16 protein-coding genes are annotated in these 17156 nt (G+C 36.9%); 8 read left to right on the top strand and 8 right to left on the bottom strand.

Annotated features, from left to right (window positions below; genetic code table 11):
• Window position 1: 1 nt before the first annotated feature.
• The 6 genes from DEU40_RS21030 to tssO all read right to left on the bottom strand — a co-directional run bounded on the left by DEU40_RS21030 (window position 2) and on the right by tssO (window position 7351).
• Window positions 2-1927, bottom strand: a complete 1926-nt coding sequence (locus DEU40_RS21030) for a type VI secretion system Vgr family protein (RefSeq protein WP_110011664.1) — start codon at window positions 1925-1927, stop codon at window positions 2-4.
• Between the two features lie 174 nt (window positions 1928-2101).
• A complete protein-coding gene (tssD, locus tag DEU40_RS21025) occupies window positions 2102-2509 on the bottom strand; it encodes a type VI secretion system tube protein TssD (RefSeq protein ID WP_110011663.1) in 408 nt (135 codons plus the stop codon).
• Between the two features lie 356 nt (window positions 2510-2865).
• Complete coding sequence (gene tssR / locus DEU40_RS21020; protein WP_110011662.1) at window positions 2866-5271, bottom strand: type VI secretion system protein TssR domain-containing protein; 2406 nt, start codon at window positions 5269-5271, stop codon at window positions 2866-2868.
• A gap of 47 nt (window positions 5272-5318) precedes the next feature.
• Window positions 5319-6230, bottom strand: a complete 912-nt coding sequence (locus DEU40_RS21015) for a PKD domain-containing protein (RefSeq protein ID WP_110011661.1) — start codon at window positions 6228-6230, stop codon at window positions 5319-5321.
• A 48-nt stretch (window positions 6231-6278) separates the two neighbouring features.
• A complete protein-coding gene (locus DEU40_RS21010; RefSeq protein WP_110011660.1) occupies window positions 6279-6803 on the bottom strand; it encodes a type VI secretion system transmembrane protein TssO in 525 nt (174 codons plus the stop codon).
• Window positions 6804-6814: 11 nt separating this feature from the next.
• Window positions 6815-7351, bottom strand: a complete 537-nt coding sequence (gene tssO, locus DEU40_RS21005) for a type VI secretion system TssO (protein WP_110011659.1) — start codon at window positions 7349-7351, stop codon at window positions 6815-6817.
• 179 nt (window positions 7352-7530) lie between these two features.
• Here tssO and DEU40_RS21000 point away from each other — a divergent pair, with 179 nt between their 5' ends.
• From DEU40_RS21000 to DEU40_RS20965, 8 genes are all read left to right on the top strand, one after another.
• Window positions 7531-8202: a response regulator transcription factor gene (locus DEU40_RS21000; protein ID WP_047429454.1), complete on the top strand. Its 672-nt coding sequence runs from the start codon at window positions 7531-7533 to the stop codon at window positions 8200-8202.
• A 319-nt stretch (window positions 8203-8521) separates the two neighbouring features.
• Window positions 8522-8812, top strand: a complete 291-nt coding sequence (locus tag DEU40_RS20995; RefSeq protein WP_002984212.1) for an HU family DNA-binding protein — start codon at window positions 8522-8524, stop codon at window positions 8810-8812.
• Window positions 8813-9180: 368 nt separating this feature from the next.
• Window positions 9181-10740, top strand: a complete 1560-nt coding sequence (locus DEU40_RS20990; protein WP_110011658.1) for a ribonuclease E/G — start codon at window positions 9181-9183, stop codon at window positions 10738-10740.
• Between the two features lie 158 nt (window positions 10741-10898).
• Entirely contained in the window at window positions 10899-11366 is a 468-nt protein-coding gene (locus DEU40_RS20985; protein WP_110011657.1) for an OsmC family protein, read from the top strand.
• A 104-nt stretch (window positions 11367-11470) separates the two neighbouring features.
• Window positions 11471-12100 carry an NUDIX hydrolase gene (locus tag DEU40_RS20980; RefSeq protein ID WP_110011656.1) on the top strand — a complete coding sequence of 210 codons (630 nt, stop codon included), beginning with the start codon at window positions 11471-11473 and terminating at the stop codon, window positions 12098-12100.
• Between the two features lie 27 nt (window positions 12101-12127).
• Window positions 12128-12934: a lysophospholipid acyltransferase family protein gene (locus DEU40_RS20975; RefSeq protein ID WP_062675350.1), complete on the top strand. Its 807-nt coding sequence runs from the start codon at window positions 12128-12130 to the stop codon at window positions 12932-12934.
• A 16-nt stretch (window positions 12935-12950) separates the two neighbouring features.
• On the top strand, window positions 12951-13388 hold the full coding sequence (locus DEU40_RS20970) for a hypothetical protein (protein WP_110011655.1): 438 nt from the start codon (window positions 12951-12953) through the stop codon (window positions 13386-13388).
• Window positions 13389-13394: 6 nt separating this feature from the next.
• Window positions 13395-14732, top strand: coding sequence for a UDP-N-acetylmuramate--L-alanine ligase (locus tag DEU40_RS20965; protein WP_110011654.1), 1338 nt, complete (start codon window positions 13395-13397; stop codon window positions 14730-14732).
• A 45-nt stretch (window positions 14733-14777) separates the two neighbouring features.
• Here DEU40_RS20965 and DEU40_RS20960 read toward each other — a convergent pair whose 3' ends face one another.
• Together DEU40_RS20960 and DEU40_RS20955 are read right to left on the bottom strand one after the other, a co-directional pair.
• Window positions 14778-15842, bottom strand: coding sequence for an NAD(P)H-dependent flavin oxidoreductase (locus DEU40_RS20960; protein WP_110011653.1), 1065 nt, complete (start codon window positions 15840-15842; stop codon window positions 14778-14780).
• Window positions 15843-16011: 169 nt separating this feature from the next.
• Window positions 16012-16887 carry an aldo/keto reductase gene (locus tag DEU40_RS20955; RefSeq protein ID WP_110011652.1) on the bottom strand — a complete coding sequence of 292 codons (876 nt, stop codon included), beginning with the start codon at window positions 16885-16887 and terminating at the stop codon, window positions 16012-16014.
• Window positions 16888-17156 lie beyond the last annotated feature (269 nt).

Below are 17156 nucleotides of genomic sequence, written 5' to 3'. Positions count from 1 at the left end.
ATTAAAAAAGGTTTGATTTTTCTCCACTATTCCACTCAATTGTCTTAGCACTTTGCATAATCATATTATCCTGAGTAGAACTAATATCAATAGATCCTGCAAAAGTTTCTGATTTGTCAGACTGTCTAAATAATGTATTATCTACCATTTCTGTCCGGTTATCAGATATTTCCATTCTATTACCAGTAGCAGTTTCTATAATATCATTACCAGCAGATATTGTAATATTATTTCCAATGTTTGTACTTTGGTTATTTCCCACCGTCGTAGTCATATTCTCTCCTACATTAATATTCATGTTCTTACAGTTCAGGGTCATGGTTTCCGGTGCCGTGATATTAATATTACTTCCGGTTGTATCCAGATGGATTTCATTTCCGCTTTTATCTGTAATAATAATGCTTTCGTCTTCCGTAAAAACGATTCTGTGGCCGCTTCGCGTTTGTATGGATTTTACACGATTGTCTGCACCTCCACCAAGGCCTATTCCGCCATGGAACATTCCTCCCATCACAAATGGTCTGTCAGGATGACTATGTACGAAATTAACCATCACCTGATCGCCTACCTCGGGAATAGCTACATAACCACGGTTTTGAGTAATCTGATCGGTTCCTCCTGCATCCGGGCTCATTACTCTTACAAAGTGAGTGTTATCATTCATCTGCCAGTCGAATCTTACCTGAACTCTTCCCTGCCCTTCCGGATCGGTATTGGAAATTACCGTTGCAATTTGTGGTTGGGCAGCCGGTACCGTAAATTCCGGTTTGGGCAGAAAACCCGTGTCTGCGGCAATGGATTCGAAAGTTCCTGTGTAATGTCCGATCGTATCAATTTCATGAACGGCTTCTGTCACCATAACCTTCGTAAAATAAGATGTTTCACTGCTGTCCGGTTTTCTCATATGAATATCAGCAATACATCCGGGATGCAAAAAAGGAACGGTTGTAGATCCGGAAACCGAAAATACATTAACCGCTTCACTTCCTGACGCGCTTCTTTGAGAGTGCTCCACATCCAGGTGCGTTGTTGCTTTAATAGGTGCAACCTGCAGTGCCGGAGTTTTATATATTTTATCGTTATGACTATATGCTGTACGGGCCAGATCACCTAAATGGTCAACCGGAGTTTCCCCGGAAGTCAGTTTTTCATGTTTACTGCTGTTATAGCCATAATACTGAGGTTTTGTATGAACCGCTTTTAGTTCTACCCTGATATGATCCGCATTGCTCCCATATAATAATTTTATAGGTTTATTTTGTGGAGGAAGCTTTCCAAAATGCAAAACTTCACCATCATAATAAAATTGTTCTCCATAAGCTTCTGCCATTCTCGACAGATAATTGTAATGGGTTTCGTTATACTGGCTGCTGTAAATGATCTGGGAATAATCATTGGTATCGACTCTTATATCAAACCGTTCTTTATCTATTCCCTGTTGTATTACTTCTTTGGCTATGATTCCCATATTAACGGGCTGGCTGCCGCCAAAGCTCTGGATATGCGGAGCACCGTCCAGCAGGATCGTCGGGCTGTATCCGGAAAGCACAATATTTCCCAGACTCATTTTTTCCTGACTGAATCCTACTTTGGTAATAACCCCAACAAAATTCCTTTCCGGACTTTTCTCAATATCTTTGTAGGAAATAACAGCTGTAAGACGTTTTCCCAAAAATTTATTGGCTTCTTCAAGAGTATGGCTCTGCCGGTCTCCCAATGCATCGTGAGCAAGAATAAGGTTGAATTCGTGATGGTGACCCGCCTTCTGTTTAAGAGTGAAATGCTTATAGTACTTAATAATTTTACCTTCTACAACCAGTGATAATTTGACCAGCCGGTTGATCCCTGCGTGATGATTCGCGGATATCCCGTCTGCATTCTGAGATGGGCGGAAAGAAGATCCTTTGGTCTTTGATTCGGTTTTCATATGCTTTGTGTTTGTGTTTAGTATTAAAGATAACAATATTTTATATAACAGACATTATATAAACACGTTATAAAATAAAATTCTCAGGTTATAATTTTTCTTTCAGGCAAAAAAAGACCGTCTTAAATAGGGACAGTCTTTCTTCTTATGAATGTTGATAATGTGTGTCAGTATTTAGCTGGATGGCCATAATCCGGCGTATTGAGAAGTACCATAGTCGATTGTCTCTGCACTTACTACGAAGCTGATCAGCATACTGTTGCTGTCGATAGCATCGAAATCTACCTGATGCTGGATTACATATCCGTTCTGCCATTTCAGTGTAATCAATGTTCCTTCTTCGTGAGATTTGTTAAAAGTAATCTCTCCTACAGTTGGCTTATATTTACCGTTCAGCAAGCTTTCAAGGATATCTGATTTTTCAGTAGCTTCTACTGTAACCTTGATTAATGCGTTGGAAGGATCTGATGCTACACGTCCTGAAACATCTGTAGATCTGGAAACGCTGTAATTCATTTTTAACAGCTTTTGCCCTTCTCCATTATTGAATTTTAAGATTCCTCTTGAATTTCTTTCGGCCATGATTAGTAAATTTAATCGTTAGTAATATTTTGTGATTCGGTGATTGTGTTAGCAAATATAGAGGCTCTTTTCCGCTAAAAAAAACTTTTCCCTATAAATCTGAGATTTTGTAGTAGTTCTACGATTTCTTGTCGTAATTCTACGACATTGGATTTATCAACCTTATGATAACGACCATAAATACAGCGTTTTAAATTATTTCTCTTTTTTTAGATAAAAAATAATTTTACACATCAAAGAGAAATAATGAGGATTCAAAGTTTAAAAATTTAAGATTAAGGTTTGTTGATCTGTCTTTATACTACAAAAAAAGCAGAAGTATATACTCCTGCTTTTGATATCATAAAAAAATGTTTTTAATGCTTTGTGTATTCCGGTTGTTCTGTTGGAATTCTGGATGGAGTAAAGTACTCATTAAGCCAGTAGAAAGTCTGTCCGTTCTGCTGAATTTTTACAGCCGGGTTGTTTCTGTTGGCAAGCATTCTGTCTGCTAAGTTCTTATAGTGCTGGAAATAATTTTTTACCGTTTCACCAGGAACTACTTTTGATTTTTTCCAGCCTTTCAGCTTGTATTTCGCCATCAGTTCTTCTTCAGAAAGGTCAAATCCGGTACTCATTCCGATTGCATAAGACATTGGCAGCTCATAAAGTGCTCCTTTATCCAAGAATTTTATCGTAGGATTGTACTTCTTCAGTAATTTAACATACTCTTTAATGGCTCTTCCCTGATTAAAATCTGCACGGTCTGCCTGAGTATTTCTGTATACTTCCGTGTAGAAAGCTTTTAAGTTATCATATTCCGATTCAGAAATAAGGATTCCCTTTTCTATTGCCGGAGTAAAATCTTTCAGATCTTTTGGAATATATCCTTTTACAAGGAATGGGCTTCCATAGTTGATCAGCTGTGCGGCAATTCCTGCAGAAACCGGATTGGTAAGTCCCGGATACAGATATTTATATTTTAAATCCACATCTGTTCTACCTGCTCCTACGGATGAATGGAAATATTCATTAAGAGATTTATCAATAGTCTGATTATCCAGAGTAACCTGTGCAATAAGGCTGTCAACAGATTTTTTCAGGAATCCCGGAGTCGTAATGTCTCCTTTCTTAGGGAAAATAACGAATCCCTGAGACATACTCTGTTTAGGGTAAGCTAAAGAGAAGAATCCTGTATCTCCTTCCACAAGGCTGAAATTATTCTTGGTAAGCACATCATTTTGGTTGATGATCTTTTGTTTTTTAAGTTCAGCAATATTTTTGGCTGTATTGGTAACCACATTTTCCGCCATCAATACAAAATCATTGTAGGTATCTGATGATCTTGCACTGGTCTGGAACATGATCAGTCTTGCCTGAGCCTGGGTAAGAGAACTGATTACACTGTACATATTTCCGCTTTGGTTGGCAGAAGTTCCTACAGTAACAACGATATTGGTTTCATCAGGAACGTTTGAAAGAAGGTTTCCTGCTGCCGTAAGAGCCTCTCCTACCGGCTGATAACCGCTATTGCTGGCACAGTTCATTTCATTCGTTTTCTGATCAATAAATGATGAAATCTTACTGTAATCTGTGCTTAAGCTGGATACAGAAACATTATCTCCGCAAGGATTGTTCTTGTATAAAACCGCTCCATATTTAACATTGCTAAAATAGGAAGGCTTTTCAAACCTAAGCTGAAGATCCTGTAACAATGATTTTACAATAGGTGCATAAGGCGCATTACCGGCACTTACATCTAATGCAAAGACAATATTGATGTTTTTATCTTTTTCCGTGATCTCTCTGTAACGGTCGAAATAAATCGGTTCACCCAGTACATTGGATACGAAATTCTTACTGTAATCTAAAATATTGGTGAAATATTTTGTCTTGGTATCAGGTGTTGGAGCTTCTTCTAAAGGAAGATTTACCGGGAAGATATTTTCCAGCTGTGTTCTCTTATTCACATCGGTAAGAAGAATAGCTGTTTTGTTGGACGCATCTGATGCTGATCCACCCGGATGTCCTTCATGAATTCCCAGCGTTGTATCGGTAATTCCTGTTGTATTTTTAAGTCTGATAGCGGAACGTTCTCCCCAGGTGGAGATTACATTGGAGCTTACCCAGCCGTAAAGTCCTTTATTGATACTGTCCATATCAACAGATGGTTTTTTACCTACCAGAAAACGTTTGTTATTTTCGGCCATTTTGTACACATATACAATTTGTCCGTTAGGAATTTTTACATTGGCTGTTTCAATAAGGCTTGGTGAGTTGAACACCATAATAGAGTCGTTTTTGTAGTATCTTTCAGCATTTCTGATGACTTCGCTGTTATTAGGTACTACTGCTACTCTAACAGGATAACCTGTCTTTTCACTTTTTAAAGCGTTATTCCAGAGAAGGAGATCAGACTCCTGAATCCAGCCATATGTTTTGATCGATTTTGACGAAACTTTCTTCATTAAAGCATCCGGAACATATTCCGCTACTTTTACCATTCCGTCTCTATGTTTTAAAACCATTAAAGGTTCAAGGAATTTTACTTCTTTGTAAGACTTCTCATCATCTTTATCCAGATAAGCCGTATTTCTTGACCGGTCTGAAATAACGATCCATGGCACTGACTTTTTCGGATATCCGTTAACGACAGGGGATGCATCCACCTGCCCATACTGTGAAGGCTCCGGGGTTTTCTTTGACGGCAGTTTTACCTGGCAACTCGTCAATAATACTGTTAACCCTATATAATATGCTGCTAGAGGAAATTTATTTTTCATCCTATTTAATCTTTTTATGATTGGTACATCCGTAAGACCGGATGAAATTATTTGCTTTGATTAATATCTACTTTAGTTACACAGTTCTGTGTGTCGTCCAGGTTTACTTTTACCGTCTGAATCACTGTATTCTTGTCAAACTGAAGGCCTGCACAATACATGTAGAAGTTATTCACTTTGCTGTCATTTACTTTTACCACTGTATTTTCATTGTTACACAGATAGGTTTTCAGCAGGTAATTGTAGTGCATATTGAAACTGTTTCCGTTGGCAATCTGCTGCAGGTGATATTTAAAATCATTATCTACTTTGGCATAAGAGTCTTCTACTGAAACTTCATCTTCAGCAAGAGCATCATAAGCCGGAAGAATTTTAATACGGTGATAAATAGGATCCTGGCTTTGTTCTGTGTAAAGAGTCACCAGATACTCTCCAGGTTTTTTATAGGAATAGATGGTAAATTTGTCCTTAGCATCTGTATTTCCGGACTCACCGAATTTCCATGCAAACTGTTTTGCATCAGAAATAGCACGGAAGGTCACATTTTCATTTTGCATTGCCTGACTTACGGCTTCGATAGTTGTTTTTGCCGTTGCAGTATCTTTTGGTTTCTGAACGCTTCTTGCGCTTACCATTACAGGGAAAGATTTCGTGTACTTGTTGTCGACGATCAAAATCACCTGATAATATCCCGGTTTATTATAGAAGTGAATACCACTGTTTTTATCTGAAGTTGTCCCATCTCCGAAATTCCATCTTTTGGTTTTGGCAAACTGGGTTTTATCTTCGAATAAAAGCGTGTCTCCTACCGCCAGTGAAGACGGATAAACCACCCCAACAATATCATCTGCTGAATGTATTACCTTTTTCTGCAGCCACAGAGCAACCAATGCTGCGATCAGCAAAGTTGCAATAACACCGATAATAATGTTTTTCTTGTTCTTTTGAAAATAATTCATAGTTAGTAATTGTGATGTGTTTTATGTATGTTCCTAGTATTTATTTGCTTACTGCATTCTTGCTTTCAGATCCTGCTCGCGCTGATAAAGCTTATTCTGCTTATCTTTAAATCCGATTCTGCATTCATCCACCTGTTTCTGGAAAATTTTAATGTCTTCAGAGGTTGTTGAAATGACTTTTTTGTCATCAAAATACATTTTATAGAATTTCGCGATCTGCGGATAGGCATCTTTACGTATATCCACAACATCAGTACTGTTGAAATAGCTGTTAAGGTCGTTTACACCCAGCTGGATATTATTTTCGATAAAAGGCTGTGGTCCGTCATCAGTAAGCTTGGTGATCATGGTGTAGGTACTGTCCATGATGGGAAGAACAACTTTCTGGTGTTGTTCAAATTCGGCTTTCTGCTCAAGATTCTGAATACCTCTTACATCTTCATCAGAAAAAGGGGATTCAAATCCTTTCAGAAAGATCACTCCTAAAAATAACATGGCAGTCACCAGCATCAGTATTAAATAAAAAAACTGATAATGCCTTTCTTTTTTCGATAATGTGATTTGTCCTTGCATATCTTTTCTTTTTATCTTCTCCTTCTACTTCCTGTGAAATTTCTCGTAGGGTCTTTCCGAAGTTCGTTGTTGGTTACTTTAATCTTGCCCATGCATTCATCAAGATCCCGTAAAACGGTCTTTTTCTGATACTCTACTTCGATGATCTTTGCTTTTAAATTCATCATCGGTACAATCTGCTTCATCAGTACGGCATAATGTTTAAAGCTCTGCACACTGTCTTTACCCATAATATTTTTGGCATCTCTCACATTATCCATAATACTGGTTCTCAGAAATACCTCATTCTCCACCTTATTGATGCTAAGCTGGTTCATTTTGTCGTAAATATCATCAATGTGATCCTTAAGCACGTCACTTCGAAGCATCAGTTCTTTATACGCTTCAGCTTCACGGCTGATTCCTTCCCGCTGTATATCATAACTCTTAAAGAAGAGAAATAAGCAAGCAAAAGATACAACCGACAAAACGACAAATGACAGAATAAACTTCCAAATGCCCGTTCTGACGTCAGATTTGTTTAATTTTTTTTCCCTGTTAGAAGACATAATTTGCGATTTGTTTGGCCTGTGAAAATATAAAAAAAAAATTTTATGCACAATACGTAATTTCCCCAACCCTGTTTCGTGAAAACCCTGATTAAATTAATATTAATTTTCACTTTGATAAGTTTTTCATAAATTAGACCTCTGAATTTTAAATATCATTCGCCAAATCGATATTAAGAATGAGTAAAATATTATCTAATACCGTACGTTTTTCCATTGCTGACAGTGATTTTTATTTTAAAAAAATAATGATCAAAACACTTATGGAAAATCCTTTCTATATGCTTCTGAATGATTGTAACAATGGGCATGAGCTGGTAAACAGAATCTACAGAAGACAGGAAGATGTGTTCATTATTGAGCTGTTCATGCCGGTATTAAGTGGAATTGAAGCTATTAAGTACATCAGAAAAAACAATACTGAAACCCCTATTATTACGTATTCCGGCACTTATCAAGAAGATATGGCGGAAATCCTTTCAAAGATTCCCAATATCTATTACTGTCAGAAAAAAAGCACCATTATAAAGGATATTATTAAAGGAAGTATTGCGTCTGACGACTTCGACTATCAGGCTTATTCCAAAGAATGGGAACAGCAGCCGCTTGCCGTACAGGAATATATGGACAGGCAGAAAAAAGGACAGGAAGAACTTTCCCCATCTGAAATACAGCTCATGAGGTTCTGCTATGAAGGATTCAGCAATAAAGAAATTGCAGAAAAACTCAATCTCAGTACCAGAACAATTGATACCTATATCAACAGACTTACAGAAAAGCTGGGGTTGAAAACCAAACTTCATCTTATCCGCTTCTGCGTAGAAAACGGATATTATAATTCCAGTTTATAAAAAAATCTGATTTCAATTGAAAAATTCAATTTCGGGCGGATGGTTAAGGGCAGATAACGGATCTCAAAAATAGTATGCTAAAGACCATAAAGTGCTGCCAGACCTGTTATAACCAGCATTTATTAAATTTTGTTCATCAATTTTTTGTACCTTTATCCGGTTACATTATTTTATTGTTAAATTATCACCATCCTGCCTTAATATAGTGTATACATAAAAAGTCCAACTCTTTGAATAAAAATATTTTGCCACTAATTTGCTAGTATTCAATTTTTTTAACTAAATTTGCACACCTAAAATTTAAAATTAAAATAAGGAAATGACAAAGGCAGAATTGGTAAACACCATCTCAAATAAGTTGGGAACAGAAAAGAATGAAACACAGAAAGTTGTAGAAGCTTTTATGCAGGAGATCAGAACTTCTATGTATAATGGGGATAACGTTTATCTAAGAGGTTTTGGATCTTTTATCATTAAAACAAGAGCTGCTAAAACAGGAAGAAATATTTCTAAAAACACTGCAATTGAGATTCCTGCTCATAACATTCCTGCTTTCAAACCTTCAAAATCTTTTGTTGAGAAAGTAAAAACTAAAGTTGCAGTAAAATAAGAACATTAACTGAATATTAACTAGTTACTAAAAAATTAAAATTATGCCAAGCGGAAAGAAAAGAAAAAGACACAAGGTTGCGACTCACAAAAGAAAGAAAAGAAGAAGAGCAAACAGACATAAGAAAAAATAATCTCTTTTTCTCGAGATTTACAATATAATAATATAGTTGGTGGATTTAAATTTTTAAAGTTCACTAACTATATTTTTGTTTGCAACTATAAGATTCCGCGGAAAACGGAGGGTTTCAAATATTATTTTAATAAAAATATAATGGTTTTCATTCAAAATCCTTATATTTAATAGATGAATTAATCGATAAAAAACATCCACTTCCTATAATCTTAACAATTTTATCTTATTAAAAAATGAAGAAAGAACTAATAGTTTCGCATGAAGATGATCTTACAAAGATTGCGCTGCTGGAAGACGGAAGACTATGTGAACTTCATGAGCAAGAAGACAAAAGCGATTTTATAGTTGGAGATCTGTTTATAGGAAAAGTAAAAAAACTTGCCCCAAACTTGAATGCAGCATTCGTCAATATCGGATATGACAAAGATGCATTTCTGCATTACCAGGATCTGGGACCTCAGTATCTTACGTACAGAAAGTTTTTAAAAGATACTATTTCTAAAAAACAAAGCACTTCGAGCTTAAAAAATTTCGAGATACAACCCGAAATAGACAAAAACGGAACGGTAGACAAAGTAATTGCCAAGGACGATCTTGTTCTGTTACAAATTACCAAAGAACCTATCTCTACCAAAGGTCCAAGAATTTCTACCCAGATTTCATTAACAGGACGTTTCCTGGTTTTAATTCCTTTTGACAATAAAGTTTCTATTTCCAAAAAAATCAGAAGTTCTGAGGAAAAAGAAAGACTGAGAACCCTTATCGACAGCATTAAGCCTGAAGGATTCGGAGTGATCATAAGAACGGTGGCAGAAGGAAAAAAAGTAGCCGACCTGCATAATGACATGAACCAGCTGGTTCAGAAATGGGAAAGTACTTTCAAAAACATCCAGAGAAATAAAGTTCCGTCTAAAGTTTTAAGCGAAGAAGACAAAGCTTCAGCTATTTTAAGAGACAATTTTAATCAGGACTTCGTCAATATCATTTGCGATGATGAGCAAATGGTGAACGAAATGAAAAATTACATTGAAGTAATTGCTCCTGAAAAGAAAAATATTGTCCAGTTTTATGATTCCCATATTCCACTTCTGGAATATTACAATGTTGAAAAACAGCTTAAACAGAGCTTCGGAAAACACGTCAACATTCCGAGTTCCAAAGGAGCCTATCTTGTTATTGAGCACACAGAAGCACTTCACGTAGTGGACGTCAACTCCGGAAACAATATTACAACCGGAGCAGCTGTCAACAAAGAGCATGCACTGAAAGTGAACAAAATGGCTGCTACAGAAATCGCAAGACAACTTCGCCTCCGCGATATGGGAGGGATCATCGTTATCGATTTCATAGATATGCCGAATTCTGATCACAGAAGAGATCTTTACGAGCATCTTAAAGAGGAAATGAAGCGCGACAAAGCACGCCACAAAATCCTTCCTCCAAGTAAATTTGGTCTGATCCAGATCACCAGACAGAGAAACCGTCCGGAAAAACAGATCGACACCAAAGAAGAAAACCCGAACAAAGACGGAGAAATTGTAGCTCCTATTGTTATCGTGGAAAGAATGGGTGAAACCTTAAGAAATATCCTGCAGAAAGAAAAAGGAAAAATCTACCTGCACGTACACCCATTTGTGGAAGCCTACCTTACAAAAGGCATTAAAAGTATCCAGATGAAATGGTTTATCAAATACAAAAAGTGGGTAACCATTGTTCCAAGGGATTCTTTTAAATATTTAGAATACAAAATCTACAATGCCAAAAAAGAAGAATTGATAGAATTCTCTAATTAAAAAATTTAAAACCTTCAGTTTTCTGGAGGTTTTTTTATTACCTTTCTTGCTATAAGTTTCGGCTAAAGCCAATAGATGTTTTTTGTTTATGTAGGCGGGCTAAAGCCCACCCCTATTGAATTTTAACAGCAAGATCTTTTATCTTTTATCTTTAAAATATGAAAAACCACCATTACAAAATGACCATCCAGTGGACGGGAAACCAGGGAACAGGAACCAGCGGTTACAGAGATTACGGAAGAAGCCATACCATTTCAGCGGAGAATAAAGTTGTGATTGAAGGATCATCTGATCCGGCATTCCGTGGCGACCGGACGAAATATAATCCTGAAGAAATGTTTTTATCTTCACTTTCTTCCTGTCACATGCTTTGGTACCTTCATTTCTGTTCTGAAGCGGGCATTATTGTTACAAATTATACTGATGAAGCGACAGGTACCATGGTAGAAACAGCCAGTGGAAGCGGTCATTTTACAGAAGTAACTCTACACCCAACAGTAACTGTTGCAGCAGAATCCATGAAAGAAAAAGCAGAACAGCTTCATCATAAAGCCAGTGAATATTGTTTCATTGCCAATTCCGTCAATTTTCCGGTACAACATCTCCCTGTTATTTCAGTTAAATAATTACCCTGTCAGATTAAGGGTTTAAAGCTTTAAATCCTGATATTTCACAGGTTAATTAATGTTAAGGCATTTATTTCTTCGAGATATATTGCTAAATTTGAGCTATGGAAAATTTTGGAAAAGATTTATTGAGAAAAATAAAAAGCGTGGAACTTCCCGGTGAGCACGCCCATGGAGTATTTTCACCTCCCTACCGCCCCGTTTTTACGTATGATGAAGTATTGTCAAAGAATCCCAAATTTGCGGCGGTTAATATTGTTTTATATCTGAAAGACAACGAGTGGTATTTTCCATTGATCCAAAGGACGATTAATGAACACGACAGACACAGCGGACAGATATCTCTGCCCGGAGGAAAGCGTGAGGAAATGGACAGGGATTTTGCTGAAACGGCAGTTCGGGAAACCTCCGAAGAAATCGGAATAGATAAACATTATGTAAGAATCATCAGAGAAATGTCTCCGATTTATATTCCGCCAAGCAATTTTTATGTCTATCCCTATATTTCTTATACAATAAAGAATCCTGCTTTCGTTCTTCAACAGACGGAAGCTGTGGAAACCATAGAATTTCCGATCACTTCCTTTTTAAACCTGTCGGACACCCCGGAAATCATGGCTCTGCCGAGTGCAGGCGGACATGAAGTGCCCGTGATTAATTTCAACGGATACATTATCTGGGGAGCTACAGCGATGATATTAAGTGAATTCAGTCAGTTGCTGAAAAAAATGTAACTTTGCACTACCGTGTTTAATTGAGAGATGGCGAAGAAAAATATTTTCACCGATGCATTCGGAACTCCTTATTTTTTGAAAAGGTTTATTATTTTTATTTTAGGAATTGTTTCTTACAGAAGATTCAATGGCTTTAATAAGTTAAAAATAACCGGTACAGAACACCTTGTGGATCTTCCGGACTCTAACGTACTGTTTGTATCCAACCATCAGACCTATTTTGCAGATGTGGCGGCCATGTACCATGCCTTTTGTGCTGTGAACAACGGATATCTCAATACAATAAAAAACCCGATCTATCTTTTGAATCCGAAGATTGATTTTTACTATGTGGCAGCAGAGGAAACCATGAACAAAGGTATTCTTCCTAAAATTTTCAAAATTGCAGGAGCTGTAACGGTAAAAAGAACATGGAGATCTGAAGGGAAGAATGTCAACAGAATGGTAGACATGAGCGAGGTAGATAATATTATGAAAGCATTGGACAATGGCTGGGTAGCTACTTTCCCTCAAGGAACTACATCGGCTTTTGCACAGGGACGAAGAGGAACTGCCAAACTGGTAAAAAACCAGCGTCCTATTGTAATTCCAATCAAAATAAACGGATTCAGAAGAGCTTTTGATAAAAAAGGACTCCGCGTAAAGGTAACCGGTGTAAAACCTACGATGGAATTCAAAGCTCCTTTGGATATTGATTATGATAATGAAAAAGCACCGGAAATTTTATTGAAAATTATGACTGCCATAGAGCAGACAGAAGATTTCAATCTATTACACAGTTATGATGAAGAACTTAAAGCTAAAAAATTAGAACAAAAGGACTCAAATAATTAAAGTAAATAGAAAAATTATGAAAAAAATACTTGGAATATTATTCGCAATCATAGTATTAGTTTCATGCAACAGCCAGAAAGTATATTCGGATTTTGATATCAGTTATTCGAAAAGCGGAGGCTTTGCTCCTGTATATGAAAATCTTCTGATCAAAGGGAATAATGTACACTACTCTTTTGAAGGCCAGGGAAAAAAATATAAACAGGATTTTAAAATTTCAGATGAAGATTTAAAGAAACTGGATCAGGTTCTTTCTCAGAATAATTTCAGAAGAATACAGGAAGACCGTAAAAAATTGTACGACAATATTTCAACGTCCATCAATGTCAAGAAAGGTCCCAATGAAGGCAGTAAATCGGATGCTAGTATGATCATTCCGAATTATCAGACCAACTGGAACAATATTCTTGAAGCTTTCCAGCACATCATTAATATTAATGTTAAAAAACAGTAAATACAATTGAAAACCCACTTCATTGCCATTGGCGGAAGCGCCATGCATAATCTCGCCATCGCATTAAAAGACAAAGGATATCAGGTAACAGGTTCTGATGATGCTATTTTTGAGCCTTCAAAGACCCGGTTGGAAAAGAAAGGAATTCTGCCTCAGGAAATGGGCTGGTTCCCGGAAAAGATTACTCCGGATATTGATGCTGTTATTCTCGGGATGCATGCCCACCAGGATAATCCTGAGCTGGCAAGAGCAAAAGAACTGGGTCTGAAAATATATTCTTATCCTGAATTCCTGTACGAACAGTCTAAAAACAAGACAAGAGTTGTTATTGCAGGATCACATGGTAAAACAACCATTACGTCAATGATTCTCCACGTTTTGAATTTCCATCAGAAAGATGTGGACTTCATGGTAGGTGCACAGCTTGAAGGTTTCGACTGTATGGTAAAACTGACTCAGGATAATGATTTCATGGTACTGGAAGGTGACGAATATCTTTCCTCTCCTATTGATCTTCGTTCGAAATTTTTACTGTATCAGCCGAATATCGCTTTAATAAGCGGCATTGCATGGGATCATATCAATGTATTCAAAACATTTGATGATTATATCGAGCAGTTCAGAAAGTTTGTAGCAAGCATTACGGCAGGCGGAGTTCTTGTGTATAATGAAGAAGATCCGGAAGTAGTGAAAGTAGTGGAAAATGCTGAAAATTATTTCAGAAAAATCCCTTACAAAACTCCTGAATACGAAATCAATAATGGTAAAGTATATTTAAAAACGGAAATGGGAGATGTTCCTCTTTCTGTTTTTGGAGCACACAACCTGCTGAACCTTGAAGGAGCAAGACATATCTGCCAGCAGTTGGGAATTATGGATGAAGATTTCTATGAGGCAATCATGAGTTTCAAAGGAGCATCCAAACGTCTTGAAAAAGTGGAAAGAGAAGATAAGGGAATCCTTTACAAAGATTTTGCCCATGCACCAAGTAAGGTAAAGGCTGCAGTAAAAGCCTTTGCAGAGCAATTTAAAAATAATAAGAAATACGGATTCCTGGAACTTCATACGTATTCAAGTCTGAATCCGGCTTTCCTTGAGCAATATGATCATGCAATGGATGGCCTGGAGGAAGCTGTAGTTTTCTACTCTGAAGATGCCTTGAAGATCAAGAGAATGGAACCTATCTCTCCTGAATTTATTAAAGAAAAATTCAAGAATGAAAAACTAAAGGTTTTCACGAATGCTGAAGATCTACACGCCTACTGGAATACATTGGATAAAACAGATGGTGTCTATCTTATGATGAGTTCCGGAAATTTTGGAGGCCTCGATCTAACAAAATAAATAAAAAGCTTCAGATTATATTTCTGAAGCTTTTTTATTAATGTCTTACTTATCTTTTTCACACTGGCAGATTAAATTTCTTAAAATTTCCTCTGTAGACCGTTCGCTGTACCGGTGAATGGACTGTCCCACCCAGATTCCTGTAAACTCTGGATTTTGCAGAGCTTTAGCTGCTTTTCGTAAGGCATTGGTCAGTTTGTTCTGATAAGGATATGGTAAAATATATTCTGAATTTTCAACCGTTTCTATAAATTTGTTTTTCACTCCTCTTGCATACCGCCCGGAAAAGCTCTTCGTGAGAACAATTTCTTCTTCTCTTACCCTTTTCAATCTTTCTTTTTCAAAAGGCAATAAAGCGCTTTCCTGAGAAGCCAGCAAAAGATTGCCCACCTGAAAACCCTGGGCACCTAAGTCTTTAACGGCTTGTAATGTTTTAGCTCCATAAATTCCTCCTGCATAAATCAAAGGAACATTTACATGATCGTAGATCTGTGATAGTAAAGATAATCCTCCGATCTGGGGAATATTTTCAGCTTCAAAACTACCTCTGTGGCCACCAGCTTCTATTCCCTGAACACAAATAATATCAATACCGGATTTTTCAAGCAACAAAGATTCCTTCACAGAAGTACAGGTTCCGATAAGGGTAACACCATTTTCCTTTAATTTCTGAATACTCTGATCATCCAGATTTCCAAAAGTAAAACTTAATATTTTACAATTTTCTTCTATGATAGCATCCACCTGTTCACGATAACCGTTGACACTGATTTCTTCAAGATCAGGAAGGTGTACTTCAATACTATTGTCTTTGGCCAGCTGCTCAATAAATTGTTTGGTTTTACGATACTTTTCTTTTAAAACATCCGTCACTTCAGGAATATGATGGACAAATATATTGACAGCAAACGGCTTATCAGTCAGTTTTCTTGTTTCCCTGATCAATTCCACAGACTGGTCTGCAGAAAGATCGGCCAGTGCCAGTGATCCCAGACAGCCTGCTTTTGCAGCGGCAACAGCCATTTGTGTAGTACTTACCCCAAACATCGGAGCCTGAATAAGAGGATATTGTATTCCTAGTTTTTTACTGATTGTATCGGGCCAGAACATAAAAAAATATTTTAATTAAAAAGTACAAAAAATAAGAGCACCTCATTTTCAACAGGATATGATATTCTTCACCCTGAATGAAAATACAATTCCCACAGATCACACGGATGTCACAGATCGTAATCTGAACTAGTGAAAACTGCGGGAATATTTTGATTCTTTATTTTTATTAAATATCTGCTACAGAATTTAGCATTTTTTGCTCCCATTCAGGATCTTTAGGATCAAAGAACAATCTTTTTCCAGTATCTAAAGACCGGACAACATTCATTTCATCTTCTGTCAGCTCAAAATCAAATACGTTAAAGTTTTCTTCAATTCTTGACGGTGTCACCGATTTTGGAATTACAACGAAACCTTCCTGAAGGTGCCATCTCAAGATTACCTGAGCTACTGTTTTACCATATTTTTCGGCAATAGCTTTCAGGTCAGGATTGCTTAAAAGATTAGCGTTACCGTTGCCTAACGGGCTCCATGGCTGTGTTATGATATTATTTTCTCTGTCATACACCTGCAGTTCTTTCTGCTGAAATACAGGATGTAGCTCAATCTGATTGATAACCGGTAAAACAGTTGAATTTGCTTTTAATTCTTCAAGTTTTTCGACGGTAAAATTGCATACTCCAATTGCTTTGATCTTCCCCTCCTGATAAAGCTCTTCCAAAGCTTTCCATGTTCCCAGAAAGTCCCCATACGGCCAGTGAATAAGATACATATCAAGATAATCCATCTGTAATCTGTCCAATGTTCTCTGAAAAGCTCTTTTTGCTTTTTCATATCCATGATCCTGAACCCATACTTTGGAGGTGATAAACAGTTCGTCTCTGTTGACACCACTATTTTTTACGGCCGTACCTACTGCAGTTTCATTCTGATAAATAGCAGCCGTATCGATCATTCTATATCCTGTCTGAATAGCTTTGATTACTGCATTTTCACATTCTTTCAGATCTTCCATCTGCCATACTCCAAATCCTAAGGCCGGAATATCCACTCCGTTATTTAATGTTACCACAGGCTGTCCTGTATAGGTTTTCTTTTGCATAAATCTTTATTTTAATGATTAATATAAAGTGATAAACAAATTTGCAATAAAAAATTGAAAATTCTGCCTACCATTTTTACTGTTTCTGTTAAAAAATTGTTATTCATAAGGTTCTTAAGATGATGTTTAAACTACCCCGTCTTTTTGCTTTGCAAAAATCCACCCCTTCAGAGAACTATCGTGTGGACACAATTATTCCTAGTTTTATACATTTATTGTTATTTAGTATTATGACAAGAAATTTCAGGGAATTAGCCGATAAACGTTTA

Origin of the sequence: Chryseobacterium sp. AG844, assembly GCF_003182335.1 — a bacterium.
Classification (GTDB): Bacteria; Bacteroidota; Bacteroidia; order Flavobacteriales; family Weeksellaceae; genus Chryseobacterium; species Chryseobacterium cupriresistens.
The sequence above is the reverse complement of the archived record's forward strand: the minus strand, read 5'-3'. Positions and strand labels throughout refer to the sequence as shown.